Annotated in this window: 29 protein-coding genes; 24 read left to right on the top strand and 5 right to left on the bottom strand. The window is 60.5% G+C overall.

Going from position 1 to position 26,433, the window contains the following annotated elements:
* Window positions 1–3: 3 nt before the first annotated feature.
* Window positions 4–300, top strand: coding sequence for a LysO family transporter (locus tag RIN56_09055; protein MDR7866959.1), 297 nt, complete (start codon window positions 4–6; stop codon window positions 298–300).
* On the top strand, window positions 300–896 hold the full coding sequence (locus tag RIN56_09050; GenBank protein MDR7866958.1) for a lysine exporter LysO family protein: 597 nt from the start codon (window positions 300–302) through the stop codon (window positions 894–896). Before RIN56_09055 ends, RIN56_09050 begins: the two co-directional genes overlap by 1 nt.
* A 58-nt stretch (window positions 897–954) precedes the next feature.
* Here RIN56_09050 and RIN56_09045 read toward each other — a convergent pair whose 3' ends face one another.
* Window positions 955–3,129, bottom strand: a complete 2,175-nt coding sequence (locus RIN56_09045) for a Tex family protein (GenBank protein MDR7866957.1) — start codon at window positions 3,127–3,129, stop codon at window positions 955–957.
* Between the two features lie 70 nt (window positions 3,130–3,199).
* Between RIN56_09045 and RIN56_09040 the strand changes: the two genes are divergently transcribed.
* Both RIN56_09040 and RIN56_09035 read left to right on the top strand, forming a co-directional pair.
* A complete protein-coding gene (locus tag RIN56_09040; GenBank protein ID MDR7866956.1) occupies window positions 3,200–4,537 on the top strand; it encodes an MATE family efflux transporter in 1,338 nt (445 codons plus the stop codon).
* Window positions 4,538–4,595: 58 nt separating this feature from the next.
* Window positions 4,596–4,949, top strand: a complete 354-nt coding sequence (locus RIN56_09035) for a hypothetical protein (GenBank protein MDR7866955.1) — start codon at window positions 4,596–4,598, stop codon at window positions 4,947–4,949.
* Window positions 4,950–5,022: 73 nt separating this feature from the next.
* Here the strand turns inward: RIN56_09035 and RIN56_09030 are convergent, their stop codons facing one another.
* The gene (locus RIN56_09030; GenBank protein ID MDR7866954.1) at window positions 5,023–6,036 is read right to left on the bottom strand and encodes an HD domain-containing phosphohydrolase; all 1,014 of its coding nucleotides are present in this window, start codon (window positions 6,034–6,036) and stop codon (window positions 5,023–5,025) included.
* A gap of 237 nt (window positions 6,037–6,273) precedes the next feature.
* On the opposite strand from RIN56_09030, the gene RIN56_09025 reads away from it, so the two are divergent.
* The 5 genes from RIN56_09025 to RIN56_09005 all read left to right on the top strand — a co-directional run bounded on the left by RIN56_09025 (window position 6,274) and on the right by RIN56_09005 (window position 9,318).
* Window positions 6,274–6,471: a ferritin-like domain-containing protein gene (locus RIN56_09025; protein ID MDR7866953.1), complete on the top strand. Its 198-nt coding sequence runs from the start codon at window positions 6,274–6,276 to the stop codon at window positions 6,469–6,471.
* A 12-nt stretch (window positions 6,472–6,483) separates the two neighbouring features.
* Window positions 6,484–6,822 (top strand): spore coat protein, encoded by a 339-nt coding sequence (locus RIN56_09020; GenBank protein ID MDR7866952.1) that lies wholly within the window; start codon window positions 6,484–6,486, stop codon window positions 6,820–6,822.
* 145 nt (window positions 6,823–6,967) lie between these two features.
* A complete protein-coding gene (locus RIN56_09015) occupies window positions 6,968–7,393 on the top strand; it encodes a Fur family transcriptional regulator (GenBank protein MDR7866951.1) in 426 nt (141 codons plus the stop codon).
* Window positions 7,394–7,750: 357 nt separating this feature from the next.
* Window positions 7,751–8,386: a deoxyribose-phosphate aldolase gene (deoC, locus tag RIN56_09010; protein ID MDR7866950.1), complete on the top strand. Its 636-nt coding sequence runs from the start codon at window positions 7,751–7,753 to the stop codon at window positions 8,384–8,386.
* 92 nt (window positions 8,387–8,478) lie between these two features.
* Window positions 8,479–9,318 (top strand): hypothetical protein, encoded by an 840-nt coding sequence (locus tag RIN56_09005; GenBank protein MDR7866949.1) that lies wholly within the window; start codon window positions 8,479–8,481, stop codon window positions 9,316–9,318.
* Between the two features lie 87 nt (window positions 9,319–9,405).
* On the opposite strand, the gene RIN56_09000 is transcribed toward RIN56_09005, so the two are convergent.
* The gene (locus tag RIN56_09000; GenBank protein MDR7866948.1) at window positions 9,406–9,606 is read right to left on the bottom strand and encodes a hypothetical protein; all 201 of its coding nucleotides are present in this window, start codon (window positions 9,604–9,606) and stop codon (window positions 9,406–9,408) included.
* Between the two features lie 137 nt (window positions 9,607–9,743).
* On the opposite strand from RIN56_09000, the gene RIN56_08995 reads away from it, so the two are divergent.
* Genes RIN56_08995 through RIN56_08985 form a run of 3 tightly spaced genes read left to right on the top strand, consistent with a single transcriptional unit; the run spans window position 9,744 to window position 12,908 of the window.
* A complete protein-coding gene (locus tag RIN56_08995) occupies window positions 9,744–10,259 on the top strand; it encodes a hypothetical protein (protein ID MDR7866947.1) in 516 nt (171 codons plus the stop codon).
* Between the two features lie 3 nt (window positions 10,260–10,262).
* On the top strand, window positions 10,263–11,504 hold the full coding sequence (locus RIN56_08990; GenBank protein MDR7866946.1) for a hydrogenase small subunit: 1,242 nt from the start codon (window positions 10,263–10,265) through the stop codon (window positions 11,502–11,504).
* Complete coding sequence (locus RIN56_08985) at window positions 11,505–12,908, top strand: nickel-dependent hydrogenase large subunit (protein ID MDR7866945.1); 1,404 nt, start codon at window positions 11,505–11,507, stop codon at window positions 12,906–12,908.
* 172 nt (window positions 12,909–13,080) lie between these two features.
* On the opposite strand, the gene RIN56_08980 is transcribed toward RIN56_08985, so the two are convergent.
* A complete protein-coding gene (locus tag RIN56_08980) occupies window positions 13,081–13,677 on the bottom strand; it encodes a peroxiredoxin (GenBank protein MDR7866944.1) in 597 nt (198 codons plus the stop codon).
* Between the two features lie 152 nt (window positions 13,678–13,829).
* Between RIN56_08980 and RIN56_08975 the strand changes: the two genes are divergently transcribed.
* The 4 genes from RIN56_08975 to rlmH all read left to right on the top strand — a co-directional run bounded on the left by RIN56_08975 (window position 13,830) and on the right by rlmH (window position 17,665).
* Window positions 13,830–15,173, top strand: a complete 1,344-nt coding sequence (locus tag RIN56_08975; GenBank protein MDR7866943.1) for a phosphomannomutase/phosphoglucomutase — start codon at window positions 13,830–13,832, stop codon at window positions 15,171–15,173.
* Window positions 15,174–15,265: 92 nt separating this feature from the next.
* Window positions 15,266–16,069: an MBL fold metallo-hydrolase gene (locus RIN56_08970; protein ID MDR7866942.1), complete on the top strand. Its 804-nt coding sequence runs from the start codon at window positions 15,266–15,268 to the stop codon at window positions 16,067–16,069.
* Between the two features lie 5 nt (window positions 16,070–16,074).
* Window positions 16,075–17,181, top strand: coding sequence for a trypsin-like peptidase domain-containing protein (locus RIN56_08965; GenBank protein ID MDR7866941.1), 1,107 nt, complete (start codon window positions 16,075–16,077; stop codon window positions 17,179–17,181).
* 4 nt (window positions 17,182–17,185) lie between these two features.
* Entirely contained in the window at window positions 17,186–17,665 is a 480-nt protein-coding gene (gene rlmH, locus RIN56_08960) for a 23S rRNA (pseudouridine(1915)-N(3))-methyltransferase RlmH (GenBank protein MDR7866940.1), read from the top strand.
* Window positions 17,666–17,756: 91 nt separating this feature from the next.
* Here the strand turns inward: rlmH and RIN56_08955 are convergent, their stop codons facing one another.
* Window positions 17,757–18,131, bottom strand: coding sequence for a pyridoxamine 5'-phosphate oxidase family protein (locus RIN56_08955; protein MDR7866939.1), 375 nt, complete (start codon window positions 18,129–18,131; stop codon window positions 17,757–17,759).
* A 250-nt stretch (window positions 18,132–18,381) separates the two neighbouring features.
* On the opposite strand from RIN56_08955, the gene RIN56_08950 reads away from it, so the two are divergent.
* From RIN56_08950 to RIN56_08915, 8 genes are all read left to right on the top strand, one after another.
* Entirely contained in the window at window positions 18,382–18,894 is a 513-nt protein-coding gene (locus RIN56_08950; protein MDR7866938.1) for an Rrf2 family transcriptional regulator, read from the top strand.
* A gap of 71 nt (window positions 18,895–18,965) precedes the next feature.
* Window positions 18,966–20,090, top strand: a complete 1,125-nt coding sequence (locus tag RIN56_08945; GenBank protein MDR7866937.1) for a radical SAM protein — start codon at window positions 18,966–18,968, stop codon at window positions 20,088–20,090.
* 16 nt (window positions 20,091–20,106) lie between these two features.
* The gene (locus RIN56_08940; protein MDR7866936.1) at window positions 20,107–21,141 is read left to right on the top strand and encodes an aminotransferase class I/II-fold pyridoxal phosphate-dependent enzyme; all 1,035 of its coding nucleotides are present in this window, start codon (window positions 20,107–20,109) and stop codon (window positions 21,139–21,141) included.
* Between the two features lie 250 nt (window positions 21,142–21,391).
* Window positions 21,392–22,666, top strand: coding sequence for a cytosine permease (gene codB / locus RIN56_08935; GenBank protein ID MDR7866935.1), 1,275 nt, complete (start codon window positions 21,392–21,394; stop codon window positions 22,664–22,666).
* 4 nt (window positions 22,667–22,670) lie between these two features.
* Complete coding sequence (gene codA, locus RIN56_08930; protein ID MDR7866934.1) at window positions 22,671–23,945, top strand: cytosine deaminase; 1,275 nt, start codon at window positions 22,671–22,673, stop codon at window positions 23,943–23,945.
* A 135-nt stretch (window positions 23,946–24,080) separates the two neighbouring features.
* Window positions 24,081–24,866, top strand: coding sequence for a DUF108 domain-containing protein (locus tag RIN56_08925; protein MDR7866933.1), 786 nt, complete (start codon window positions 24,081–24,083; stop codon window positions 24,864–24,866).
* 12 nt (window positions 24,867–24,878) lie between these two features.
* The gene (locus RIN56_08920) at window positions 24,879–25,784 is read left to right on the top strand and encodes a D-isomer specific 2-hydroxyacid dehydrogenase family protein (protein ID MDR7866932.1); all 906 of its coding nucleotides are present in this window, start codon (window positions 24,879–24,881) and stop codon (window positions 25,782–25,784) included.
* Between the two features lie 75 nt (window positions 25,785–25,859).
* Window positions 25,860–26,411: a 3'-5' exonuclease gene (locus tag RIN56_08915; protein ID MDR7866931.1), complete on the top strand. Its 552-nt coding sequence runs from the start codon at window positions 25,860–25,862 to the stop codon at window positions 26,409–26,411.
* Window positions 26,412–26,433 lie beyond the last annotated feature (22 nt).

Here is a 26,433-nt window from a genome sequence, read left to right as displayed (position 1 = left end):
GCCATGGGGGTGATAATCGTCGCCCTCGCCGCCGGCGTAGCTCTCGGGGCCTGCCGCCTGCTGCCCGCCGCTTGGCTGGCCGTCCTCGGCCGACTGATGACGGCTACCCTGTTCATCATGCTCGCCGCCCTCGGCGCGCAGATCGGCGCCGACCGGGAACTGCTCGCCAACCTCGGGCCGCTGGGCTGGCGCGCGTTCGTCATCAGCGCCCTGAGTGTCGCCGGCAGTATCGTCGCCCTCTACCTTGCCGCCAAAAGCTTCCGTCTCCCCGGCGGCCCCTCCGAAAAGGGGGACGGCTGATGGCCCTGTTTGTCGCCGCCGCCGTCCTCGGCGGCATCCTCCTCGGCTGGGCGGCGCTGCCGCCGTCCGCCGCCGCCTGCCTCGACACGGCCATCACCGCCATCCTCGCCTTCCTTGTCTTCCTCGTCGGCATCGACATCGGCGGCAACCGCGACGCCTGGCGGCAGGCCCTGGCCGCCGGGCCGCGCCTTCTCCTCGTGCCGCTCGCCGTCGCCGCCGGCAGCCTCGCCGGGGCCGCACTCGCCGGCGCGCTCCTCGGCATGCCGGTCCGGGAAGCGGTAGCCGTGGGGGCGGGCTTCGGCTGGTACAGCCTCTCCGGCGTCCTCATCGCCGCCACCTACAGCGTCGAACTCGGCGCGGTAGCCTTCCTGGCCAACGTCGCCCGTGAGCTCATGGCCTTCCTGCTCATCCCCGCCCTCGTCGCCCGCATCGGCAAACTGCCGGCCATCGCGCCCGGCGGCGCCACCACCATGGACTCCACCCTACCCCTCATCACCAGGGTCACCGACGCCCCGACCGCCCTCGTCGCCTTCGTCAGCGGCCTCGTGCTAACCGCTGCAGTACCGGTAATAATCCCGATAATCCTTGCAATGTAAAAAGGGGCGGGTGCGAAAGCGCCTGCCCCAGAAATAATATATGGCAGCAACTTGTTTCTTACTTCCCCTTCGCCTTCTTAAGGCTGAGCGAAATCCGGCCCCGTCCCTCGTCCACGCCGAGGATGAGGCAGTCGATGATATCGCCGACCGACACCACATCGAGCGGGTGGCGGAAAGGCTTGTCGCTAAGCTCCGAGCGGTGGACCAACCCGTTCGTCTTGACGCCGATATCGACGAAAACGCCGAAATCGGTCACATTATGGACGGTGCCCTTCACCACCGAACCGACCGCCAGATCGGACAGTTTGACGATATTCTTGCGGGTCAGCGGCTGCGGCAGATCCTCGCGCGGGTCGCGGCCCGGCTTGGCCAGCGCCGCCAGTATGTCCCGCACCGTCGGCTCGCCCGCCCCCAGAGCGGCGGCCAGCTCGGCGGCCTTCGCCTTCGGCAGCTCGCCCTGCAGCTTTGCCAGCTTCTCCCTGTCGGCCAGATCGCCGACCGCGAACCCCAGCCGCGCGAGGATCGCCTCGGCCAGGTGGTACGACTCGGGATGCACCGGCGTATTATCGAGCGGATTGACGCCGCCGGCCAGCCGCAGGAACCCGGCGCACTGCGTGAAGGTCGCCTGCCCCAGGCGGGGTACCTTCAAAAGCTGCTTACGGTCCGCGAACGGGCCGCTCTCGTCGCGGCGGGCCACGATATTCTTCGCCACCGCCGCGTTTATGCCGGCCACATACGTCAGCAGCTCGGGCGACGCCGTGTTGAGCTCCACGCCCACATGGTTGACGCACGACTCCACCACGCTCGTAAGCGTCCCGCCCAGCTCCTTCTGGTCGACATCGTGCTGGTACTGGCCAACGCCGATCGACTTGGGATCGATCTTCACCAGCTCGGCCAGCGGGTCCTCCACCCGGCGGGCGATCGACACCGCTCCCCGCAGCGAAACATCCAGGCCAGGCAGTTCGTCCTTCGCCAGCTTCGAAGCCGAATAAACCGACGCTCCCGCCTCGTTCACGATCAGATAGCGCACAGCCAGCCCGTGGCTGCCGATCAGCCCGGCCACGAACTCCTCCGTCTCATAAGAAGCCGTCCCGTTGCCGATCGCCACCAGGCTTACCCCGTGGCGCCTGATCGCCTCCAGGGCAACCTCGGCCGCCTGACGGCGCTGATTGTCGCTCGCCGTTATATACAGCGTCGATGTCGCCAGCACCGCCCCGGTCGGGCTTATCACCGCCATCTTGCACCCCGTCCGGTAGCCGGGGTCGAGGCCCATCACCGTATGGCCCGCGAGCGGGGCCGCCAGCAGCAACTGGCGGAGATTGAGGCCGAAAACGCGGATAGCCTGTTTCTCGGAATTCTCTGTCAGCTGATTGCGGATCTCCCGCTCCAGCGAAGGGAACAGCAGGCGCTTATAACCGTCGGCCACCGCGGCGCGGAGCAGATCGGCGAAGATCGACGGCCGGGTCACGACGGCGCGCACCACCAAATCGACATTCGTTTCATGGGCGGTCGCCAGCTCGACCTTCAGGACTTCCTTGCGCTCGCCCCGGTTTACGGCCAGCATCCGGTGAGACGGGATGCGCCGCACCGGTTCGCGGTACTCGCGGTAATTCAGATACTCCTGGCCCTCGGCCTCAGGCGCCGCCAGGCTCGTCGCGATCTCGCCCCCGGCCCACAGCTGCTTGCGGAGCATCGCCCGGATATCGGCCCGTTCGCTCGTCCCCTCGGCCACGATATCCTGCGCCCCGGCCAGTGCGGCCTCAGCCGAATCCACACCCTTGTCCGCATCGACATACCCGGCGGCGATTGCCAGCGGGTCGCCATCGGCAAGCTCCTGGGCCAGCATCAGCTCGGCCAGCGGCTCCAGCCCCCGTTCGCGGGCGATCTGGGCCCGGGTGCGCTTCTTCGGCCGGAAGGGGAGATAAAGATCCTCCAGCTCCTGCAGCTTGACGGCCGCCTTGATCGCCGCCTCCAGCTCGGGAGTAAGCTTGCCCTGTTCGGCGATGCCCGCCAGGATCTCCTCCTGGCGCTTGATGAAATTGCGCAGATACTGCACCCGCTCCTCCACGGCGCGGATCTTCTCCTCATCCAGCTCGCCGGTCGCCTCCTTGCGGTAGCGGGCGATAAAAGGCACCGTATTGCCCTCGTCCAAAAGCCGGGAAGTCGCCTCCACCTGGGCCGTCCTTACGCCCAGCTCGCGGGCCACGACCGAAGAAATCTCGCTTGTCTGCACACCGTCACCAACCTAATCATCAAATTACTTGCACCCATATATTATATCATAAACCCCGGAGGGCCCTTCCATGCTGCCCGTAAAAGCCTACATGCGCCGACAGATTTTCCGGCTCGCCTGGCCGGTCATACTCGAAATGTCCGCCGTCATGCTCGTCAGTATCGCCGTCACCGCCATGGTCGGGCGGTTTGGCGCCGTCAGCCTGGCGTCCGTCGGCCTCGCCACCCTCGTCCAGTTCTCCAGCGCCATGGTCTTCGCCGCCGCCGGCACCGGCGCGGCAGCCATCGTCTCCCGCGAAGTCGGCGCCGGCAACTGGGCCGCCGTCCGCGCCGTAACCGGCCAGGCCGTGCTGCTCGCCGCCCTCTTCGGCGTCGCCCTCGCTCTGGCAGGGTTCGCCGCCGCCGGGCCGGTCTTCGCCTTCATCGGCGCCGACCCGGCAGTCGCGGCCCTCGCCGCCGACCTGCTGCGTATCATGTTCCTCTTCACCCCCCTCTACCTCGTTATGGCTGTCGGCAACGCCATACTCAGGGGGATGGGGGACACGCGGCGGGCTTTCGTCATCACCACCGCCACAAACCTCATCGGCCTTGCCGTCAGCGCCGCCCTCGCCTTCGGCTGGGCCGGCCCCGTCCTCGGCCCCCGCGGGGTCGCCTGGGGCAACACCTTTTACCAGCTCCTGGGCGGCCTCGTCGTCCTCGCCGCCCTCGCCGCCGACCCCCGCATCCGCCTCACGCCGGGCATGGTCCTGCGCTACGACCGCGCCGTCGTCGCCCGCATCCTCGCCATCAGCCTGCCGGCCGCCGGCGAACAGCTCGCCATGCAGGGAGGACGCATCGTCTTCACCTTCATGCTCGCCGGCGTCGGCACCGTCCAGTTCGCCGCCCACCAAATCGCCGTCCAGGCCGAATCCCTCTCCTTCATGCCCGGCTTCGGCCTCTCCGTCGCCGTCATGACCCTCACCGGCATCAACCTCGGCCGGGGACTGCCCCACCGGGCCCGGCAATACGTATGGCAGACCGGCAAAATAGCCCTCGTCGGCATGGGCGCCATGGGCATTATCTTCCTCGTCTTCGCCCGACCGCTCACCGCCCTGTTCATCGACGACCCCGCCGTGCTCTACTGGAGCACCCTCTGCGTCATGATCGCCGCCCTCGAACAGCCGACCATCGCCGTTACCTACGTCCTCGCCGGCGCGCTCCGCGGGGCCGGCGACACCAAATGGCCCATGTACGTCACCACCCTCGGGGTCTGGGTCGCCCGCATGCCGCTCATCTACCTCCTCATCGTCGTCCTGCGCTTAGACATCACCGTCGCCTGGCTGGTCACCGCCGCCGACTTCCTGCTGCGCAGCCTCGTCCTGTGGCGGCGCTTCACCGGCGGCAACTGGGAAAAGACCAAAAATATTTAGCATAATTTGCCTGCCGCCTCAATATATAAAAGTAGTACAATTACGTGGGGGTGGCGGTGTGCAAGCAGTGTGGAATAGCGTTATCAGCGGTTTTGAGGTGGTGAAACCCTTCCTGGCGGCCATAATCGTCATCGCCCTGCTGGTGCTGGTCGGCGACCGCGGCGGCAAGGCGGCGATCCGGCGTAACAACCCCTGCCTGGCGGCGCTGTGCATCTTCACATTTGCCCTCGGCACAGGCATGGCATCCTGGTTCCTCGTCCTGAAGCCCCTGTTCATCTTCGCCGGCGCGTCCTTTGCCCTAAGCTATCCGCTGGTCATGATGTACTGGGCCTTCTGGCTGCTGGTCGGCGTTCTCATCTCCGCCAAGAAACTCATCTACGAAAACATCAAACGCCAGGGTCAGCTTCCCTGATTCGCCCGGCGGCGCACAAGCGAAAAGCCCCGCTTCAATCCGAAGCGGGGCTTTTTTTGCCCAAGCCGGCCGGTCAGCCGGCGATCAGCTCGGTAATAACGATATTCGGTTTGAGCACCAGATCGATATCGGTGTGGCCATAATCCTCGATAACCCGCACCATCGGCCGTAAGGGGAAATGGACCCGATTGGCGACGACGTACCCTGTCCTGCCAGTATTCAGGCGGACGAGACTGCCGACCGGGAAGAGGGCCGCAGTATTGAGGAAAGCGCGCAGCAGATTCAGATCGAACAGCCTGTTGCCGCCGGCCACCATACCGTCGATAATCGCCTGGCGCGATTTGCCGCTCTGCTCGCTCTCGTTCATCGCGTTATCGAAACAATTCACGATGCACACCAGTCGCGACAACGGGTGAACATCCTTGGCCGGCAGGCCCTTGGGGTGCCCCGAGCCGTCGAAAGTCTCGTGATGTTCGGCGGCTATCCGGGGCACCGCAACGCTCACGTTGCTGCGCAGCAGCAGCTCGCGGCCGTAGATCGTATGGAGGAAAGCCTTATCCTGATCGCCCGCCGGCAGCATCGATTTGCCGAGATCGTGGAAAAGGGCGCCTAGCGCCAGGTCGCGCAGAATACTCCGCTCGAACTTCAGATACAGGCCGGTAACGACCGCCAGCAGGCAAACATTCACCGCATGCTGCGTCTCATCCTCGCTCGGCTGGCGCACCTGGACATTGACGATCTGATCAAGCTGTCCCGCGGCTTCGTCAATGACGCTGTCCACCGCTAGACCGATGCGCTGCATATGGGCGGCCGGGGGCCGGAAATTAAGGATATCCCACGCTTTCATCTGAAACAGCGCGCTGAAGCACTCCCTCAGCTCGGCCCGTAGCGCGGAACTGACAACCTTCGCCTGTTTGAGCGACTCGGCGTACGGGTCGAAAACGCAGATACCCTCGACACCGAGGCGTTTTAGGCGGGCGATATACGACCTTGTAAGCGTTATTCCCTTTTCCAGCAGCAAATTGCCGCGTTCGTCGACAACATCCTGGGTCAGCACCATGCCGGCGCCGGCGTCCCCAATCCGCATTCCCGTACCACCTCCTTGCCGCAAAAAAATGCCACTATAGCAATTATATATCTTCTTCCCGGGAAGCGGGAATTGTCGATTCGTCCCGAATATATAGGACTTAAGTCTCATCTTAAAGCATAAACCTCTCGGAAGCAAGCGCGCGGGTCATAAATCTCGCCCTCGCCGGCTGGGCGCATATTCCTGTCCGCCGTGGCGCATGCTATTGCTGATACAAGCGAAAGGGGGGATTTGATAGTGTTGTCGGCCAAAGAATTGATGCACCTGGAAGACTTCCTGACAATGGAACAGAGCTGCGCGAAAACCCTCAACTATTTTTCCAACCAGCTGCAAGACAATCAGGGTAAGCAGCTTCTCCAGCAGATGGCGCAGCGCAACCAGCAGAACTTCCAAACCATCAGTAAACATCTGAATTCGGGACAAAACCTTCAGTAAAGGGGTGATACCATGGTTCAAATGTCGGGACAAGGCCAGCAGAGCCAGCAGGGTCAAATGAGCGGCCAAAGCGCACAGGTCTCCGATCGCGACATCATGCAGATCTGCCTGAATGAGGCAAAGCATATGGCGACCTCGCTCAACATCTACATTCAGGAAGCTTCCAGCGAACAACTGAGGCGCGACTACATGACCGTCCTCGGCGAGATCTACAGCCAGGAGAAGCAGCTCTACGACTACATGCAGCAGAAAGGCTACTACAACGTCAAAAACGCCACCCCGCAGGACATCTCGCAGGCCCAGAGCAAGTTCGGCGGCCAGGCGCAACAGCAGCAGCAGGGGATGCAGTAGTACAATAGTCCCGTGGTTCTAGGACCGCGGGACTATTTTTCCATTTGGGACTTGACTTTATTTCTTGGACTAATGTAAAATAAAAATAAATATAAATGGATAACAATTATTCGTTATCTGTATTCATTGGAAGTAGGTGTTTTCGGTGGAAAACCGGGTAACCGCCCAGCTGCGGGAGAAAGGCTTCAAAGTCACCCCTCAGCGCTTGGCCATCTACAAAGTTTTGGCCAACACCAAAGCCCACCCCAGCGCCGAGATGATCTTTCAGCAGCTTCAGCCGTACTACCCGACGATGAGTTTGGCGACCGTCTACAAAACCGTGGAAATCCTCAAAGAAATAGGCCTCATTCAGGTGCTTAACGCCGGGGAAGACAGCTTCCGTTACGACGCGGACATCAGCATGCACCCCCATATCCGTTGCCTTCAGTGCGGCAGAGTCGACGACATCCACGACATCGACATCGCGGCCTTCATCGGCCAGGTTGCCGACAAGACTTCTTACCGCCTTAGCGGCCAGCAATTTTACTTCTACGGCTACTGCCCGACCTGTCAGGGCAAACCTACCAACTGACATCACGGAGGTGACAGACATGGCGGTATTCAAATGCGCCGTCTGCGGCGCCACTGCCGAAGGACGCTGCAAGCCGGGGAAATGTGCCCAGTGCGGCGCCCCCAAAGACAAGATCGAGAAGCAATAATAAGGCAACTTCGTAAAAGGTCCATCTGCGGCGTTGCTCCTCGGCTGCCATCCTCAGCGTACGTTCATGTACGCTTCCGGTGTCAGCCTCCGGTGCGCCTTGCATCTGGAGCCTTTTACTCGTTGCGCACAACCCGTATTCCAAAACCCGTCATGCGACGGGTTTTTTCTTATGCTACAGGAACCTGCATGCAAATTGCCGAATAAAGCCCCGAAAAGGAGGTACGCAAAATGGACTTTGCCCAATACATCGACCACACCCTGCTGAAAGCCGACGCCACCGTCGACGACATCGTCAAACTCTGCAACGAAGCTGACGAGCACCGCTTCGCCGCCGTCTGCGTAAACCCCGTATACATCGACCTCGCCGCCCACATCCTTGCCGGCAGCGGCGTGCGGGTCGCCACCGTCGTCGGCTTCCCGCTCGGCGCCACCTTCACCGCCGTCAAAACGCTCGAAACGCGCGAAGCCATCCAGCGCAAAGCCGACGAAATAGACATGGTCATGAACATCGCCGCCGCCAGGGTCGGCCAATGGGACGCCGTCGCCGACGACATCCGCCAGGTAGTCGCCGCCGCCGCCGGCAAAACCGTCAAAGTCATCCTCGAAACAGCCTTCCTCACCGACGACGAAAAGCGCCGCGCCTGCGAAGCGGCCGTCGCCGCCGGCGCCGGCTTCGTCAAAACCTCCACCGGCTTCGGTCCCGGTGGCGCCACCGCCGAGGACGTTCGCCTCATGCGCGCCGCCGTCGGCGACCAAGCGGGCGTCAAAGCCTCGGGCGGCATCCGCACCCGCCAGCAGGCCGAGCTCATGATCGCCGCCGGCGCCACCAGGCTGGGCACCAGCGCTGGCGTCACCCTGCTGTAGTTAACATAAAATACCGGTAGGCGTGCACCTCCCCCTGTGCTATAATGGGTTGCCTGTTAGCAGATAGGGAGGAGGGGAGGTCTGTGCGCAAAATGGTCATACTGGCAGTTTCCGTCGCCGCCGTCCTCAGCCTGGCCGCGGTCGCGCTGCTTCCGGAGCCCTTAAAGCCGCGGATGCTGCTCTACCCTTTGGCCCGCCAGGCGGCCCAGGCCAAAATGAACTATGAGACACGCCAACTGGCGGCTTACGAAACGCCCCACTTCATCATAAAATACTCGCCCGCCGACCAACCCACCGTCCCCATAGTCGCCGAGGCGGCGGAAGCGGCCTACGCGCCCGTCACCGAAGCGCTCGGCTACGCCCCGTCCGGGAAAACCCTCGTCGTCCTCTACCGCGACCGGAGCGAACTCAACAAGACCTTCGGCTGGTCGGGCGACCAGAGCGCCATGGGCGTTTACTGGGGCGGCGTCATCCAGGTGCTGTCTCCCCACGCCTGGCTCAAGGACGGGGCGGCCGGCGAATTCATCCGCACCGGGCCGATGGTCCACGAATACACCCACCTCGTCTTCGACCACATGAGCCGCGGCAACTATCCTCGCTGGTTCACCGAAGGCCTCGCCCAGTACCTCGAATACCGGGTCAACGGCTACGAATGGCGGACGGCCGACAACTCCCTGTACGGCCCCCAGTACACCCAGGCCGAACTCGACCGCGACTTCGACGACCTCGCCAACCAGGCGCTCGCCTACCGCCAGTCGCTGGCCGCGGTGCGCTACATCGCCGCCGTTCACGGTGAAACCGGCCTCCAAAACGTCATCGCCGCCCTTGCCGCCGGCCGGTCCATCGAAGAAGCCGTCGCCGCGTCCTTAGGGATGGACTACGCGGAATTCGCGGACGAGTGGCCCAAGTGGGCCAAAAACAATATGCAATGATGCGGCCACCCAGCAGCGCCCATCTGCTCAGCCTGTAGACAAAAGAGAAGAAGCACGCCTTGCGGCGCGCTTCTTCTTTTATTTGTTCTACCCCTGGCCCTTGTCGGTCGGACGCTCGGCCACGCTCTTCCAGATCTGCCGGGTATACTCGGTGATCTTTTCGTTCTGGGCCATGATCGCCTGCTGGTCGGCCTGGATAGGCGCCAGCTCGCGGCGGAGGAACTCCTGCGCCTGTTTCACGATTTTATCATAAGGTCCGCGCGCCTTTTTCCTGCGGAAAACAGCCATTTACATACCTCCTCGCGTCATCTACTACATAATATGCCGACGGTCGACACACGGTTCCGCCGCCGCACGAACCCCCCAGGCATAAAATTGCCATCCCTGGGAATTTTAGTAGGAACGACACATTACCGGAGGCTGCTATGACAAGTCAACGCATCCTATTTACCGGCGGGCTGCTGCTCTTCCTGCTCAGCATCGGCTACGGGCTGTTCCACGACAGCATCCTCCTGCCCGCCCGGCACCAGGCGCTGCACTACAACCTCGACATGGCCCTCAACATGGCGGCCAAAGGCGACATCACCATGGCCAGCGCCTTCGCCAGCCAGTTTGGCCAGGAAAACGGGGCCGGGGAAATCCAGGCCCGCATCCCCCTGCACCTCGCGCTCGCGGGAGCAATGACCGCCATCCCCCTCTGGCTGACCCCCAGGCTCGACATCAGCGAACGCATGAAGCGCATCATGGCGCTTTTCCTCGTCACTGGCGGACTTGTGCTGGCGGCCGGGGATTTCGTCAGCGTATCCGCCTCGCCGGAGCTCGGTCGTTACCTCGTGCTCGGCGGCTACGCTTGGCTGGGTCTGGGGCTGTCCGGCTACCTGCTGTACGCCGGCCTGTTCGTCTGGCTCCACGAGGAAGAGCGTCCTGCGAAGCGGGGGTAGCTTATGATTTCACGGCGGGAATTCATCAAACTATGCCTCGCGGCGACAGCCACTACCGGCCTCGCCGACCTCCTCATCCCCGCCCTCAGACAAGCGTGCGCCCAAAGCGCGCAGCCCCGGCCGCCCGTCGTCTGGCTCGAGCTCGGCTCCTGCACCGGCGAGAGCGTATCCCTCGACAACAGCAGGAACCCCGGCCTCTACCAGTTGCTCACCGAATTCATTGACCTCCGCTACCACTGGCTGTTCAACACCGTCCAAGGCGACGCCGCAGTGCAGGTCATGCTCGACACCGTCGAAAAAGAGGCCGGCAAATTCTGGCTGATTGTCGAAGGTTCGGTCATGACCGCCGCCGACGGCCGCTACAATCACATCTTCGCCCGCAACGGCGAAATGGTCACCGGCCTCGCCGCTCTCAAAGAATTCGCTCCCAAAGCCCGCTACATCGTCGCCGTCGGCGACTGCGCCGCCTTCGGCGGGCCAGCGGCCGCCCACCCCAACCCCGGCGGCGCCAAAGGCGTCTGGGACGTCATCACCGACCGGGTCATCGTCAATATCCCCGGCTGCCCCAGCCACCCCGACTGGATGACCAGCACCCTCAGCCACCTGCTCCTCTACGGCCTGCCTGAGCTCGACGCCTACAACCGCCCCAAGTTCTTCTTCAACCGCACCATCCACGACCAATGCCAGCGCCGCCAGCAATTCGAGGACGGCATCTTCGCCGCCTTCCCCGGTGACGACGGCTGCCTTTACAAAGTCGGCTGCAAAGGCCCGGTCACCCACGCCGACTGCCCCTCCCGCCAGTGGAACAACTACGTCAACTGGCCAGTCAAGGCCGGTGCCCCCTGCATCGGCTGCGCCAGTCCCCACTTCCCCGACGGCATGATGCCCTTCTACAACCACCTGCCCGACATCAAAACCCGGGCCGTAGCCGTCAGCGTCAGGAAGATCGGCGCCGCCTTCGCCGCCCTGGGGGTCGGGGCGGTCGCCACCCACCTCGCCGCCGGCGTTTTCGCCCGCCGCATCCACAAACACTACCTCGACGGCACCAAACCCAGCGACCCCACCCCGCCGGAAAACCTCGCCCAGGTCAAACAGGAACTCGACGACCTCATCCGCCAGCAGAACGCCCTCATGAGCGAAGCCAGGAAGCTCGAAGCCCCCGCGCCCCGCCGGCGGAAAAAATCCTGGCTGCGGCGCGTCCTCGCCTTCTGGCGCACCGAAGACAAGACCGGAAAGGACAAATAAATGGCCAGAAAGACCATCTTCCCCATGACCCGCCTCCACGAGCCCATGAGGATCGACGTCGAAGTCGCCGGCGGCCGGGTGGCGGACGCCTGGGTGAGCAGCCACCTCTACCGCGGCTGGGAGCAGATGATGATCGGCCGCGACGTACGTGACTCCGTCCTCTTCACCCAGCGCATCTGCGGCATCTGTTCCGTCGCCCACGCCGTCGCCGACTGCCTCGCCCTCCAGCAGGCCACCGGTCTTGCCCCGACCGTCAACGGCCAGCACCTCATCAACCTCATCCTCGCCGCCGACATCATCCAAAACCACCTCCGCCACTTCTACATCCTCACCCTGCCCGACTTTGCCGCCGGCCCAGATGTCCCCCCCTGGACGCCGCGTCCCGCCAAACCCGACCTCAGGCTGCCCCCCAAGGTCAACGCCGCCCTCGTCGACCACCTGCCCACAGGAATCGCCATTTCCGCCCGCGCCCACGAACTCGTCGCCATGTTCGGCGCCAAGGCCCCACACCAGCAGACCATCATGGTCACCGGCGTCACCCAGCAGCTGAGCGCCGACAACGTCAAGGCCGCCGGCGCCCTCGTCAGGGAAATCAGATATTTCGTCGAAGGCGCATACCTTCCCGACGCCCAGACCATCGCCGCCTATTACCCCGACTACCACACCATCGGCAAGGGCGGCGGCAACTACATATCCTTCGGCATGTTCCCCGACCCGCACACCGGCCTGCGGGCCTTCAGGGCCGGCGTACGTTTCGCCGACGGCACCGCCGAAGAACCCGACGCCACTCACATAAGCGAAGACGTCCGCTATGGCTGGTACCGCGAAGGGACCGGCGGCCGTCCGGACGCCGAAAGCACCGTCCCCGACCCCGACAAGCCCGGCGCCTACTCCTGGACCAAGGCCCCCCGCTACAAAGGGGCGCCTTTCGAAAGCGGCCCTCTGCCGCGGGCCATGATTAACGGCGAATACCGCGGCAAGAGCACCGGCGTCGCCGACCGCATCATCGCCCGCGCCCAGGAAACCCTCAAAATCTGCCGCCTCGCCGAAAGCTGGCTCGCCCGGCTCGTCCCCGGCCAGCCCACCCTGCAGCCGTACACCCTGCCGCCCCGCGGCGAAGGCGTCGGCCTCACCGACGTCATGCGCGGCGCCCTCGGCCACTGGGTCAAATTCGCCGACGGCAAAATCCGGCACCACCAGATCATCACCCCCACCGCCTGGAAATTCTCCCCCCGCGACGGCAGCGGCAAGCGGGGGCCGGTCGAAGAAGCGCTCATCGGCACCCCCGTGGCCGACGAAGCGAGTATGGTCGAGGTGGGGAGGGTGATACGCTCGTTCGATCCCTGCTTCACCTGCGCCGTCCATGTAATTAATGTGCCTAATGCGAAGCCTTTAATCATCTGAGGCCGTGTAGAAAGTCCATCTGCTTCGTTGCTCCTCGGCTGCCATCCTCAGCGTACGTTCGTGTACGCTTCCGGTGGCAGCCTCCGGTGCGCCTTGCATCTGGAGCTTTCTACGCGGCCTATGCGTTAAGCGGGAACGAAAAACGCCGCTATTCTTCGTAGCGGCGTTTCTCCTAAATCGTCCCTACCAAATCGAAATCCCTTCGTATACCCGGCATGCCCGGCTTCCAGCCCGCCGGCACGCCCTCGCCGGTCGCCTCGCCGTACTGGATGCCCGCCAGCGTGCGCACGATCTCCTTCACATTGCGGCCCACCTCGCGCGGGTACACCGAAAAATAGCGGATACGCCCCTCGGGATCGATGATGAACGACGCCCGGAATGCCGCGCCCGTCTCGGCGCCCCACACCCCGTAGGCGCGGGCGATCGCCCCCGAGCGGTCGGACAATAGGGGATATTGCACCTGGCTCGCATGGGGCGAGGTTTCGTGGAAAACCTTGTGGGCATACACACTGTCCGTGCTGATCGCGATGGCTGTGGCGCAGAAATCCCTCAGGCAGGGGTAAATGTCGGCAACTGCCGCCAGCTCGGTCGGTCAGACGAACGTGAAATCGCTCGAATAGAAAAACAGCAGCAGCCACATGCCGCGAAAATCGCTCAGGCCGACCTCGATCTCCTTACCCCGGAAATAGGCCGGCGCGCGGAAATCGGGCGCCTGCTCCTCCAGGCGGAAGCACTGGCGGGCCGGCGGCGCGGCCTTGCATTCCTCCATAAAAGCGCCTCCTTCGATGTTTTATATATCCTATGCCGCTCCTTCTTGTTATGTAACCTTTTCGCTCGCACACACCGGCCGCTGCGGGTGTTGAATTATTTTCCTTCCCCATGCTACAATAACCCTGACCGCGCACCGAAAGGAGACCACCCATGAGCATCTTCCACGCCTGCGACATCCGCGGCATCGCCGGCCGCGACCTCACCGACGTCGCCGCCCGCAAAATCGGCCTCGCCGTCGGCCGCAACCTCGCCGGCCAAAAAATCGTCGTCGGCGGCGACATCCGCCTCTCCACCCCGGCCCTCCAGGCCATCGTCATCGAAGCCCTCGTCGAATCCGGCTGCCACGTCCTCGACATCGGCACCGTCAGCACCCCCGTATTCTCCTACGCCCTGCAGAAAACGGCGGCCGCGGGCGGCGTCATGGTCACCGCCTCCCACAACCCCGCCCCCTATAACGGCTTCAAGCTCGTCCTCGGTCCCGAGCCGGTCAGCGAAGCCGACATCGCCGGCATCGCCGCCCTCGTCGCCGCCGGCGCCCGTACCGCGGGCCACGGCAGCCACACCAGGCTGCCCGTCGCCGCCGACTACCTCGCCTACACCGCCGCCCGGGCCGGGAAAGGCAGCCTCAAAATCGTCCTCGACGCCGGGAGCGGCGCCACCTCCCGCCTTGCCCCCGCGCTCTTCCGCAGCCTCGGCTACGACGTCATCGAGCTATACTGCCGGCCTGACGGCAGCTTCCCCCACCGGCCCCCCAACCCAGCTCTCGCCGAAAACCTCGCCGCCCTCGGCGCCGAAGTCCGCCGCACCGGCGCCGCCCTAGGCGCCGCCTTCGACGGCGACGGCGACCGCGTCGGCTTCGTCGACGAAACCGGCCGTCCCCTTGACAACGACGACATCATCGTCCTCCTCGCCAGGCACTACCTCGCGCAGGAACCGGGCGCCGTCGTCTACGACGCCAAATGCTCCATGGTCGTCGCCGAAGAAATCGTTAAAGCCGGCGGCCGCCCCGTCATGGCCCGCGCCGGCCACACCTTCAGCAAACAAGCCTTCCGGCGGGAGAAAGCCCTCTTCGCCGGCGAAATCAGCGGCCACTTCTTCTTCCGCGAACTCGGCTACGACGACGGCGCCTTCGCCGCCCTCAAAATCGCCGAAATCACCGCCGCCCGCGGCCCCCTCTCCGCCCTCGCCGCCAGCGTCCCCGACTACCTCCTCACCCCCGACATCCGCATCCCCTATCCCCACCCCGACAAAGACGCCGTCATTGCCGCCGCCGCCGCCGCCCTTGCTTCCTACCGCCCCAACCTCATCGACGGCGTCCGCATCGAATTCCCCGACGGCTGGGGCATGATCCGCGCCTCCGTTACCGAGCCCCTCTTCACCTTCCGCTTCGAAGCCAAAACCGCCGCCCGCCTCAGAGAAATCGGCGAAATCCTCCTCCGCGCCCTGCCCCCCTCGCTGCAGGACGCCGTCCGGCCCAGGATAACCGCCGTCTGACAACCAACCCAGCTTCTGACAAGAGGAATTGTGGTTTTTTGTCGCGAATAACATTAAATACCACAGCATATTGCCCTCAAAAGGAGCTTGTCATGCAGATACACGTCCTGGCCAGCGGCAGCACCGGCAACGCCACCCTCATAAATATGGCCGGCGCCAACATCCTCGTCGACGCCGGCATCAGCTGCCGGCGGATCAAAAACGCCCTCGCCGCCGTCGGCACAGCCGTCGAAGACCTCGACGCCGTTCTCGTCACCCACGAGCACCGCGACCACGTCGCCGGCCTGCCCACCCTCAGCCGCAAATACCGCCTGCCCATATACGCCCGCCCCGCCGCCTGGCAAGCCATGGACGACGACGGCATCGGCGCCTGCGTCGCCGGCGAATGCCGCCGCGACCTGCCCGCCAGCCTCGACATCGGCAAGCTCAAAATCGAGCCCTTCAACCTCTCTCACGACGCCGCCGACCCCGTCGGCTTCAGCTTCTACCACCGCCACCAGAAATGCAGCCTCGCCACCGACCTCGGCTTCGTCACCGACACCGTAAAAAAAGGCCTCGCCCTCGCCGACGCCATCGTCTTCGAAGCCAACCACGACGTCGACATGCTCAAACAGGGCAAATACCCCTGGTTCCTCAAACAGCGCATCCTATCGAACCGCGGCCACCTCGCCAACACCGACGCCGGCTGGACGCTGGCCCGCCTGCCGCGCAAAAGCCATTGCCACGTCTTTCTCGCCCACATCAGCCAGGAAAACAACCGTCCCGAACTGGCCGAAGCCACCGTCGCCGGCATCCTCGGCGAACAGGGCTGCCAGCTCGGCAAAGACATAACCCTCACCCTCACCCACCCCGACCAGACCGCCAGCCTAAATAACAGCAAGGAGGATACGGTATGAAACAGCTGTACAAACGTCTCGCCCCCTACTTCATCGTCGCCGTATTCGGCGCCCTCATCGGCGGCAGCCTCGTCCTCGGCTACGGCGCCCCCCACTTCGCCAAACCCGGTTCCCCGGCTCCGGCCCCGCAGAACACCCTCCTGCCCCCCGTCGCCCACGCCCAGATATCCGAAGCCCGCAACACCCCCGTCGTCCGCGCCGCCCAAACCGTCGGCCCGGCCGTCGTCGGCATAACCAACAAAGGCTACGTCCGCGACTTCTTCAACCGCCAGATCCTCGTCGAGCAGGGCACCGGCTCGGGCGTCATCATCTCCGCCGACGGCTACATCGTCACAAATAACCATGTCGTCGAAAACGCCCAGGAACTCACCGTCTCCCTCGCCGACGGCCGCACCTTCACCGGCCGGCGCGTCGGCGCCGACCCCGTCACCGACCTCGCCGTCGTCAAAATCGACGCCACCGGCCTGCCGGCCGCCGTCCTCGGCGACTCCGACACCCTCCTCGTCGGCGAACCCGCCATCGCCATCGGCAACCCCCTCGGCCTCGAATTCCGCGGCAGCGTCACCGCCGGCGTCATCAGCGCCCTCAACCGCTCCATCGAGCTCGGCGAACGCCGCTTCAAACTCATCCAGACCGACGCCGCCATCAACCCCGGCAACAGCGGCGGCGCCCTCGTCAACGCCGACGGCCTCGTCATCGGCATCAACAGCGCCAAGCTCGCCGCCGCCGGCGTCGAAGGCATCGGCTTCTCCATCCCCGTAAACACCGTCCGGCCAATCGTCCAGTCACTCATCGAAAAAGGCAAAGTCGTCCGCGCCTACCTCGGCGTCGGCATCCTCGATAAAACCACCGCCGCCCGCTACGGCTACCAGCTCAACGTCGACAAAGGCGTCTACGTCGCCGGCGTCCAGCCCGGCGGCCCCGCCGCCAAAGCCGGCATCCGCGAAGGCGACATCATCGTCGCCATCGCCGGCAAAGAAACCAACACCGTCGCCGACCTGAGAGCCGTCGTCGACGCCCAGCCCGTCGGCGGCCGGTCCGACGTCTCCGTCAGCAGGAACGGCCAGCTCTCCGCCCGCAGCGTCCTCTTCGAAGAAATGCCGAGCCAGTAACGCCATGCGCATCACCATCGTCGCCGTAGGCAAAATAAAAGAACGCTACCTGGCCGAAGGCATCGGCGAATTCCTCAAACGTCTCGCGCCTTACTGCCGGCTCGACATCGCCGAGCTCGCCGAAGAAAGAATGCCTGACAGCCCCTCCCCGGCCGACAAAGCCAAAGTCCTCGCCAGGGAAGGCGAGCGCATATTAAAAGCCGTCCGCCCTGCCAGTCACCTCATCGTCCTCGACCGCGGCGGCGCCCGCCTCTCCTCCGAAGACCTCGCCGCCCGGCTCGACGCCCTCGCCCTCGCCGGCAAAAGCGACCTCACCATCGTCATCGGCGGCGCCTTCGGCCTCGCCCCCGCCGTCCTCGAAGCGGCGGCCGAAAAACTCTCCTTCTCCGCCCTCACCTTCACCCACCAGATGATCAGACTCCTCCTCGTCGAACAACTCTACCGCGCTTTCAAAATCAGCCGCGGTGAACCATATCACTGGTAACGGCCAAAAGACGCTATATGAATAAAAAACTGCTCGTCGTTTCGGCGAACAGTTTTTTATTCATATGCGGTTCAGCCTCGGCAGCGCGTTTTTAAAGCATTTGCTTGGCAGATGTAACAGTTATTGCTAGTACCCTGGTTAGAAACGAGAATCTCTCTTTCATCATTTCATACTCTGGACCAGATTCGAGATATTCTCCGGTTCCTTCGAGGACAAAGCCTGTTCCTTGATAGTTGTTATAACCTACAACATTTCTGCTTCCTAAAGCCATCTTTAATTTATTATTTAGTTTAAGGTTCTTTTCCGTTTTTCGCATTGCATAAGCCGGCACTAATATTCTTTCATCAGGAGTTACAACCAAATATGAATTCCAAGTGTTCACGATATGCGGCTCGTCTTCACCCCATGACACTATGGAAACTACGCCCTCGTCTTTTAAAACCTCGAAAAACTTCTCGCTTAGCATTACTTTTCCCCCTAAATTTTAATGAGTGGAACACTACGGTTAACGCAGATAATTTATATCCTGGATAAATATTATCTACAATTATTATAGCGTCGTGTTCTCCGAATGTCAACAGCATTCCCGTGCCTAAAGGCACATTATTATTATAGACAATGTTTGACTATAATATTATGAGTGCTCATATTGACTATAAGAAAATATCGAAGTACTATGTGGGAAGAATAGGATGTTATAAAGAAGGGTGATTTTCATGCAATTTTCAATAGGTGTAGAGTATGCACTGCATTGCTTATTATATATGGTGGATTTTCCGGCAGGGAAATCCGTTGGCATTAAAGATTTGGCAGCGTATCAAGGCGTTTCGGAAACCTATCTCTCGAAAGTATATACAAAACTTACCAAGGCAGGGATAGTAAAGTCGGTTCCCGGTGTCAAGGGCGGTTATGAGTTGGCCCGCGCGCCGGAAAAGATAACTTTCTGGGACATTGTTGAAGCGGTAGAAGGGGCCTCGCCGTTTTTTCGCTGTGTAGAAGTCCGGCAAAAGGAGATATTGCTGGACAAAAATAACTTGCCGGATTCCTATACGAAATGTCCTTGTTTGATCAAGGCCGTAATGCTCGAAGCCGAAGAGCAGATGAGAAAGTATCTGAATGACAAAACATTGGCATGGCTGCATGCGGAGGTAAAAGCTAAAATTCCGGCTGAGCACAGAGCAGCTACGCTGGAATGGTTCCAAAACGCCAAGCCGGGAAGGCTTAAGTAATACAGTGAACCGTATCACTGGCGATGGCGAATAATCTGGAGTCTTAGATTAAAAAGATAGGCGGAGACGTTATGAAAATTCCCAAGAATGATGCGTTGATATGGTTCGATTTTTTCTCACAATTGCCAGAGGAAGCGGAAATCAGTATAAAACACGAAGAAATCATCTATGCCACCTTTGCGCAAATCGAGGCGGCAATCGAGCATAGAAACGATGCGCTGATGGCGGAAATTACAGGTTTGCAAACTCTGCAGAACAGATCATTTTTTGTCGGCAACGAAAGCAAATTCCCCCAGGGATGCCGTTCTTGTCTGTCGGGTACCGGTTTGAGCGCGATCAGGAAAACGAACAAATGCAATTTAGAGTGCAAGTTCTGTTATAATTACGGCGAACTGGATGCGATTCATCCCGTTGGCGCAGGAATGTGGGAAATCGGCGGCACGAAATTTTACGAAAAGGATATCGACTTGCTGCTTTCCATTCACGAGAAACCCACCGGCATTTCCTACGTTTACTTAGAGCCTTTCATGGAAATCGCAGAATACTATCCGGTCATAAAGAAATTCAGCGACGCTCGAATCCATCAACATCTATACACAAATGGCACTCTGGCAACGGAAGAGACCTTGAAAGCACTGGGCGAAGCCGGCCTTGACGAACTGCGTTTTAACCTGGGCGCTTCGAATTGTTCAGACAAAGTAATCGAAAATATCGGCATAGCGAAAAAACATATTAAAAGCGTCGGTATTGAAACCCCGATGACTCCCGAGTTTTTCGCGGCGTTTTTTAAAAAGAAGCAGGCAATCTTTGCGACAAACCTCGATTTTATCAATTGCGCCGAATTACATTTAAATGAACATAACATAGTCAATTATCAAGGGGAAAATATGTATATTTCCCGGCATGGCTATATATCGCCGATCTGGAGCAGGGAACTGACCTTGAAATTCATGAAAATAGCTGCTGAAGAAAACTGGGATTTAGCGGTTCACGATTGCTCGAACTACACAAAGTTTGCCCGCGGTCTAAATTTGACCGGCAAGGCGGGGATGTGGTTCGGCGCCAGTAATTACGCCTGTGAGTTTTCCATGATTCCCTACGAAATATTTATCCCGATACTGAATGATGACAATTTCCGATTTTTAAACGAAGAAGAATTGCCTGACGACTATAAACCGGAAATTATCGATTTTTAAAAGGAGATTATGCGGAATGTACAGCTTCAAAAACGACTACAGCGAAGGAGCGCATCCGAGAATATTGAGCGCTTTGCTGGAAACGAACCTGGAACAGACCGAAGGATACGGAGAGGATCGTTATTCTCTGCAGGCGGCCGGGCTTTTACGACAAAGCATCGGGTGTGACGAGGCCGACATTCATTTTCTGTCCGGCGGCACCCAGACCAACCTCACCGCCCTCTCGGCCTTTTTACGGCCGCACGAAGCAGTCATCGCCGCCAATACCGGCCATATCCTCGTTCACGAAACCGGGGCAATCGAGGCAACCGGGCACAAAGTCATATCCGTTGCCGTAAGCGACGGAAAACTGAATACCGAACATATCCGGGCCGTCGTCGAAGGGCATACCGACGAGCATATGGTAAAGCCGAAACTCGTATATATATCAAACCCGACGGAAATCGGCTCAATCTACAATAAGAGCGAACTTCAGGATATCAGCAGCTTTTGCAGACAGAACAATCTTTATCTGTATCTCGACGGCGCGCGGCTTGGTTCGGCTCTGTGCTCGGAAGAAAACGACCTTAAGCTGCCCGAGATGACGCTGCTGGTCGACGCTTTTTATATCGGGGGGACAAAAGGCGGCGCCCTTCTCGGTGAAGCGCTCGTAGTCCGCACAGCTGTGCTTCGGGAGGATTTTCGCTTTCATATGAAGCAAAAAGGGGCGCTGCTCGCCAAAGGCAGGCTTCTCGGCATACAGTTCCTCGAGCTTTTCAGGGACGGGCTGTACTTCGACCTCGCCAGGCATGCCAACAAGATGGCAGGTTTGCTGAAAAACGCGATCAGCGGCGCGGGCTACAGGTTCCTGACACACTCCCCCTCCAATCAGATATTCCCGGTCTTACCCAACCGGTTGATAGAAAAGCTTCAGGAGAAATACTCCTTCTATATATGGGAAAAAGTCGACGCAGACAATTCCGCGATCCGCCTTGTCACATCCTGGGCCACGGAAGAGGCTGCCGTTTCGGAATTCATCGCTGACCTGAGAAGCGGCGCGGTTTTAGATTAACAGGGGTTATGCATGCTTCGGATTCGCAGCTATAGTCGAGCACTAATCATATTGACAATATTCCCAGGAAGTGTCAAAATAAAAATAACATAACAGTAACCTTTAAAGGCAGTCCAGAGAGGCTGACAAGGTGGCCAAATTAAGCGGGTTAGCAGTGTTGCTTCTAGCTCATGCACAAGGCTCTCTGTCAGAGTATGGCAGAGAGCCTTTATCATGTCTGCGAGGCAACGAAGAACAGGGAGGTAAAATTATGAGGGAAACCGAGAGAGTTGTCGACCGTGATTATTCGTTATCCGCGGTGCCGCAAACAGCAAGGCGCGGCTTTTGGTCAATGTTTGTCGTAATGATGGGATTCACCTTCTTCAGCGCCAGCATGTGGGCCGGCGGCACGCTGGGCACAGGCCTGACGGCGGGGGAATTCGCCCTGGCTGTGCTCGGCGGCAACTTAATCCTGGGCGCATACACCGGGACGCTTGCCTATATCGCCGCCGAAACGGGGTTATCGACCCACCTGCTGGCAAGATACTCATTCGGGCATAAGGGATCGCGACTAGCCTCATTTATGCTTGCCGTCACCCAGGTCGGCTGGTTCGGGGTCGGGGTAGCCATGTTCGCTTTGCCTGTGCAAAAAGTCACCGGCATAAACTTGTATCTGCTGATCGTCATCGGCGGCGCCCTTATGACCTCCACAGCATACTGGGGCATCAAAGCCCTGACCGTCCTCAGCATGATCGCAGTGCCGGCGATCGCGATACTGGGAACCTACTCGGCTTCCAGCGCGCTTGATACGATCGGCGGCCTCCAAGGCTTGATGAAGTTCGAGCCGAAACAGACGCTAACCTTCGCGACCGCCCTTACCATCTGTGTCGGTTCCTTCATCAGCGGCGGCACGCTCGCGCCCGATTTCACCCGCTTCGCGAAAACGAAAAGCATCGGCGTGTCAACAACGGTGATGGCCTTCTTTCTCGGCAACTCCCTCATGTTCGGCTTCGGCGCCATCGGCGCTGCCGCCACCGGCCAGGCGGACATCTCCGAAGTGATGTTCCTGCAGGGCCTCATAATCCCGGCAATCATCATCCTGGGGCTCAACATCTGGACAACGAACGATAACGCCCTCTACGCTTCCGGTCTGGGGTTTTCCAACATAACAGGCATCCCCAAAAGCAAACTCGTCCTCGTCAACGGCATAGTCGGGACGCTAGCCGCCCTCTGGCTGTACAACAACTTCGTCGGCTTCCTGACATTCCTGGGCTCAACCCTGCCGCCGATCGGCGGTATCATCATCGCCGACTATTTATTAGTCAGGCGCGGGGTCTATCCGCCTATCGGAGCCGCGGACCTGAAGGCGGTTAACTGGTGCGCGATGGCCGCCTGGTGCATCGGGGTGGCATTAGCGAAATTCGCCCCCGGAATTCCCCCCCTCAACGCGATCATCGGCTCTGCGGCAGCATATGCGGTGATGTCGCCCTTGCTGGCAGCCGCGGAAAACGGCGCCAAAGACGCGCAACCCCGTAGGGAAGAGTAAAACGATGAAAATATGCAACGCCCGCCTAGGGAACAATGAGGGCTTGTGGGAAATTGCCGTCGACGCCGGAATGATAGTCGGCATAACCCGGCAGGAGCGTAAACTTCCCGCTGTCGCGGACGATGACATCGACGCCGAAGGCGGGCTGGCCTTGCCGCCCTTTGTCGAGCCCCACGTTCACCTCGACACAACGCTCACCGCCGGCGAGCCCGCGTGGAATATAAGCGGCACCCTGTTCGAAGGCATCGAGCGCTGGGCCGAACGCAAACAGACGCTGTCGGTGGACGACGTCAGGCAAAGAGCGCTCAAAGCCCTTCAATGGCAGATAGCCCAGGGCATTCAGCACGTCCGCACCCATGTCGACGTCACCGACCCCCAGCTGACCGCCCTCAAAGCCATGCTCCAAGTCAAGGCCGAAATTGCTCCCTATGTCGACCTGCAAATCGTCGCCTTTCCCCAGGAAGGCATCTTCTCCTACGCCGGCGGGCGCGAACTGCTGGAAGAAGCGCTGCAGATGGGCGCCGATGTCGTCGGCGGCATCCCCCATTTCGAGTTCACGCGCGAATACGGTGTAGAATCCGTTAAGGTCACGTTCGACCTAGCGGAAAAGTACGGCAAGCTTATCGACATTCACTGCGACGAAACCGACGACGAGCAGTCGCGGTTCGTAGAAGTCGTGGCCGCGGAAGCCTGGCGCCGCGGCATGGGCCCGCAGGTCACCGTCAGCCATACGACCGCCATGCATTCCTACAACAACGCCTACGCCTCGAAACTCTTCCGCCTCCTGAAGCTATCCGGCATCAACTTCGTCGCCAACCCCCTGGTCAACACCCACCTGCAGGGGCGCTTCGACACATATCCCAAGCGGCGGGGCATCACCAGGGTCAAGGAACTGCTGGAGAATGGCATTAACGTCTGCTTCGGGCACGACGACATCTTCGATCCCTGGTACCCGCTGGGAACGGGCAGTCTCCTCCAGGTCCTCCACATGGGCCTGCATGTCTGTCAGGTCATGGGGTATGAACAGATCCTCGCCGCCATCGACCTCATCACCGCCAACGGCGCCAGGGCGCTGAACATCCTGCCGGCCTACGGACTGGCGGAAGGCAAACCCGCCAACCTAATTGTATTGCCGGCGACGGACGGCTACGACGCCATCCGCCGCCAAACCCCCGTCCGCTTCTCCATCCGCCGGGGCCGCCTGCTCGCCGAAACCAAGCCGAGCGAAACGACAATCCGGCTCGGCGGACAAAAAATACTTGTCGATTACGCCAAATGACCCTGCACAGGTAAATACCGTCCCGGACCGGCTCCTGCCGAATGCGCATCAATTCGGCAGGAGTTTGCCGTTTGAAAAGGAATTATCTATTTTGGCTCTCGACGCCCTCCGCATTATCATGAAACGAGGTATCCCATGAAAAAATACAAATTAGCCCTTATCGGCTGCGGTTATCTCAATGAAATCGTCGCCAACGCCCTGAACGCCGGCTTCCTGCCGGAATATGAGCTCGTCGCCGTTCTGGGAAGAGACTATGACCGCGCCAAGGAGTTTTCCGGCCGCCACGGCTGCAAAGCCTGCGCGGATATTGACGAACTTGTCGCCCTTAAGGCGGACTTTACGGCTGAAGCGGCATCGGTAAAAGCCGTACAGGAATATGGCGAAAAAATCTTGAAAGGCGGCTCGAACTTAGTCGTTCTCTCGATCGGCGCCTTCGCCGACCGCGATTTTTACGAACGCATAAGAAATACCGCCGCCGCCAACAGCCGCCGCGTTTACATCGCCAGCGGCGCCGTAGGCGGCTTCGACGTCCTGCGTACCGCCGCCCTCATGAGCCCGATTACCGCCTCCATCGGTGCGCAGAAAGCGCCGGCTTCGCTCCGGAATACGCCGCTCTTCACCGACGGCCTCATGGACATCGCCGCCCCGCAGCCGGTATTCAGCGGCACGACCAAAGAGGCCATCGCCCTTTTGCCCACCAAGGTAAATGTGGCGATCGCCACCGCCCTTGCCAGCGCCGGTCCGGAAAAGACCACCATGAATATCTGTGCCGTGCCGGGCTTCAAGGGCGATAAATACAAGATCGAAATACAAGGCGAGGAAGTATGCGCCGAACTCAACATCTATTCCCGCACCAGTGCGATTGCGGCGTGGAGCGTTGTCCGAGTTCTGCAAAACGCCGTGTCGCCGATTGTCTTTTAGGAGGCATCCCGCATGTTCAAAAAACTAGTCGCCATCGAGCCGGTCGGCCTCATTCCGTCGGCCGAGCAAAAGCTCCATGAGTATGCCCAAAAAGTAGTGCTGTTTCCCGACCTTCCCAAAGACGACGCGGACATAATCCGCCGCATCGGCGATGCCGACGCCGTGCTGCTCAGCTACACAAGCCGCATCGAAAAACCCGTGCTTGACGCCTGCCCCAGCATCCGCTACATCGGCATGTGCTGCAGCCTCTATTCCGAAGAAAGCGCCAATGTGGATATTCGCGCCGCCCGGGCAAAAAACATCGCCGTATACGGCATCCGCGATTATGGCGACCAGGGTGTTGTCGAATACGTCCTCAGCGAGCTCATCCGCTATCTCCACGGCTTCGGCGACAAACAGTGGCAAGAGCAGCCGGTCGAGCTTACCGGCCTGAAAGTCGGCATAGTCGGTCTGGGCACCTCCGGGCAGATGCTTGCCGAAGGGCTTCAGGCCATGGGCGCCGACCTGCACTACTTCAGCCGCACCCGCAAACCGGAGCAGGAAAGCAAAGGCATCAAATACCTGCCCTTGAAAGAACTGCTGGGTACCGTCGATGTCGTCTGCACCTGCTTGAATAAAAACGTTATTCTCTTCGGCGACGAACAGTTCGCCTGGCTCGGCAACCACAAAATCATGTTCAATACCTCCATCGGGCCGTCGCACGAGCTTCCCGCCCTTGCCAAATGGCTCGAACACGGCGACAACGAATTCTTCTGCGACACCGCCGCCGCTCTCGGCGACGCTACCGGCAAGCTGCTCGCCAGCCCGCACGTAAACTGTATGAACGTATCGTCCGGTCGCACCCGGCAGGCCTTCGACCGCCTGAGCGAAAAGGTATTGCAGAATATCGAAACATATCTGAGCAAAAACAGCATGTGAAAAAGAGTTAATACCGTCAATAGCTGTCAGGCAATGGGCGGATACTACATACTACCGAAGGGAAAATCACGGCGGATGAACTATGTAGCAATCGATTTCGAAACCGCCAACCGCAGCAGAGCCAGCGCCTGCAGCCTGGCGGCGGTTACAGTGGAAAACGGGCGGATCGTAAATGCGGCGTATTCGCTGATTCGCCCGCCGGTACTCCAATTCGATTATTGGAATACCAGGATCCACGGAATAACGGCCCAAGATGTGGCCGATAAACTGACATTTGCGGAATTGTGGCCCAAGATACGGCCACACCTGGAGAATAAAACAGTCATCGCCCATAACGCGCCTTTTGATATCGGCGTGCTCCGCAGCATGCTGGACGAATACGGGCTGCCGCATCCCCGCTTTCAATACGCGTGCACGGTGGACATCGCCAGACGGGTGTGGGCCGATGTCGAGAATTATAAACTCCCGACGCTCGCCAATCGTCTTGAGATATTGTTCGAGCACCACAACGCCCTGCATGATGCCCGCGCCTGCGCCATGATTGCGCTGGCGGCCCACGAAGCGACGAAGGCGGCAAGCTTCAGACATCTGACCGAAAAACTGAGAATTGCCGTCAGGGATTTTTAGCTAACGAAAGCTGTATTGGAGT

Source organism: Sporomusaceae bacterium, from assembly GCA_031460455.1.
Classification (GTDB): domain Bacteria; phylum Bacillota; class Negativicutes; order Sporomusales; family UBA7701; genus Anaeroselena.
The sequence above is the reverse complement of the archived record's forward strand: the minus strand, read 5'-3'. Positions and strand labels throughout refer to the sequence as shown.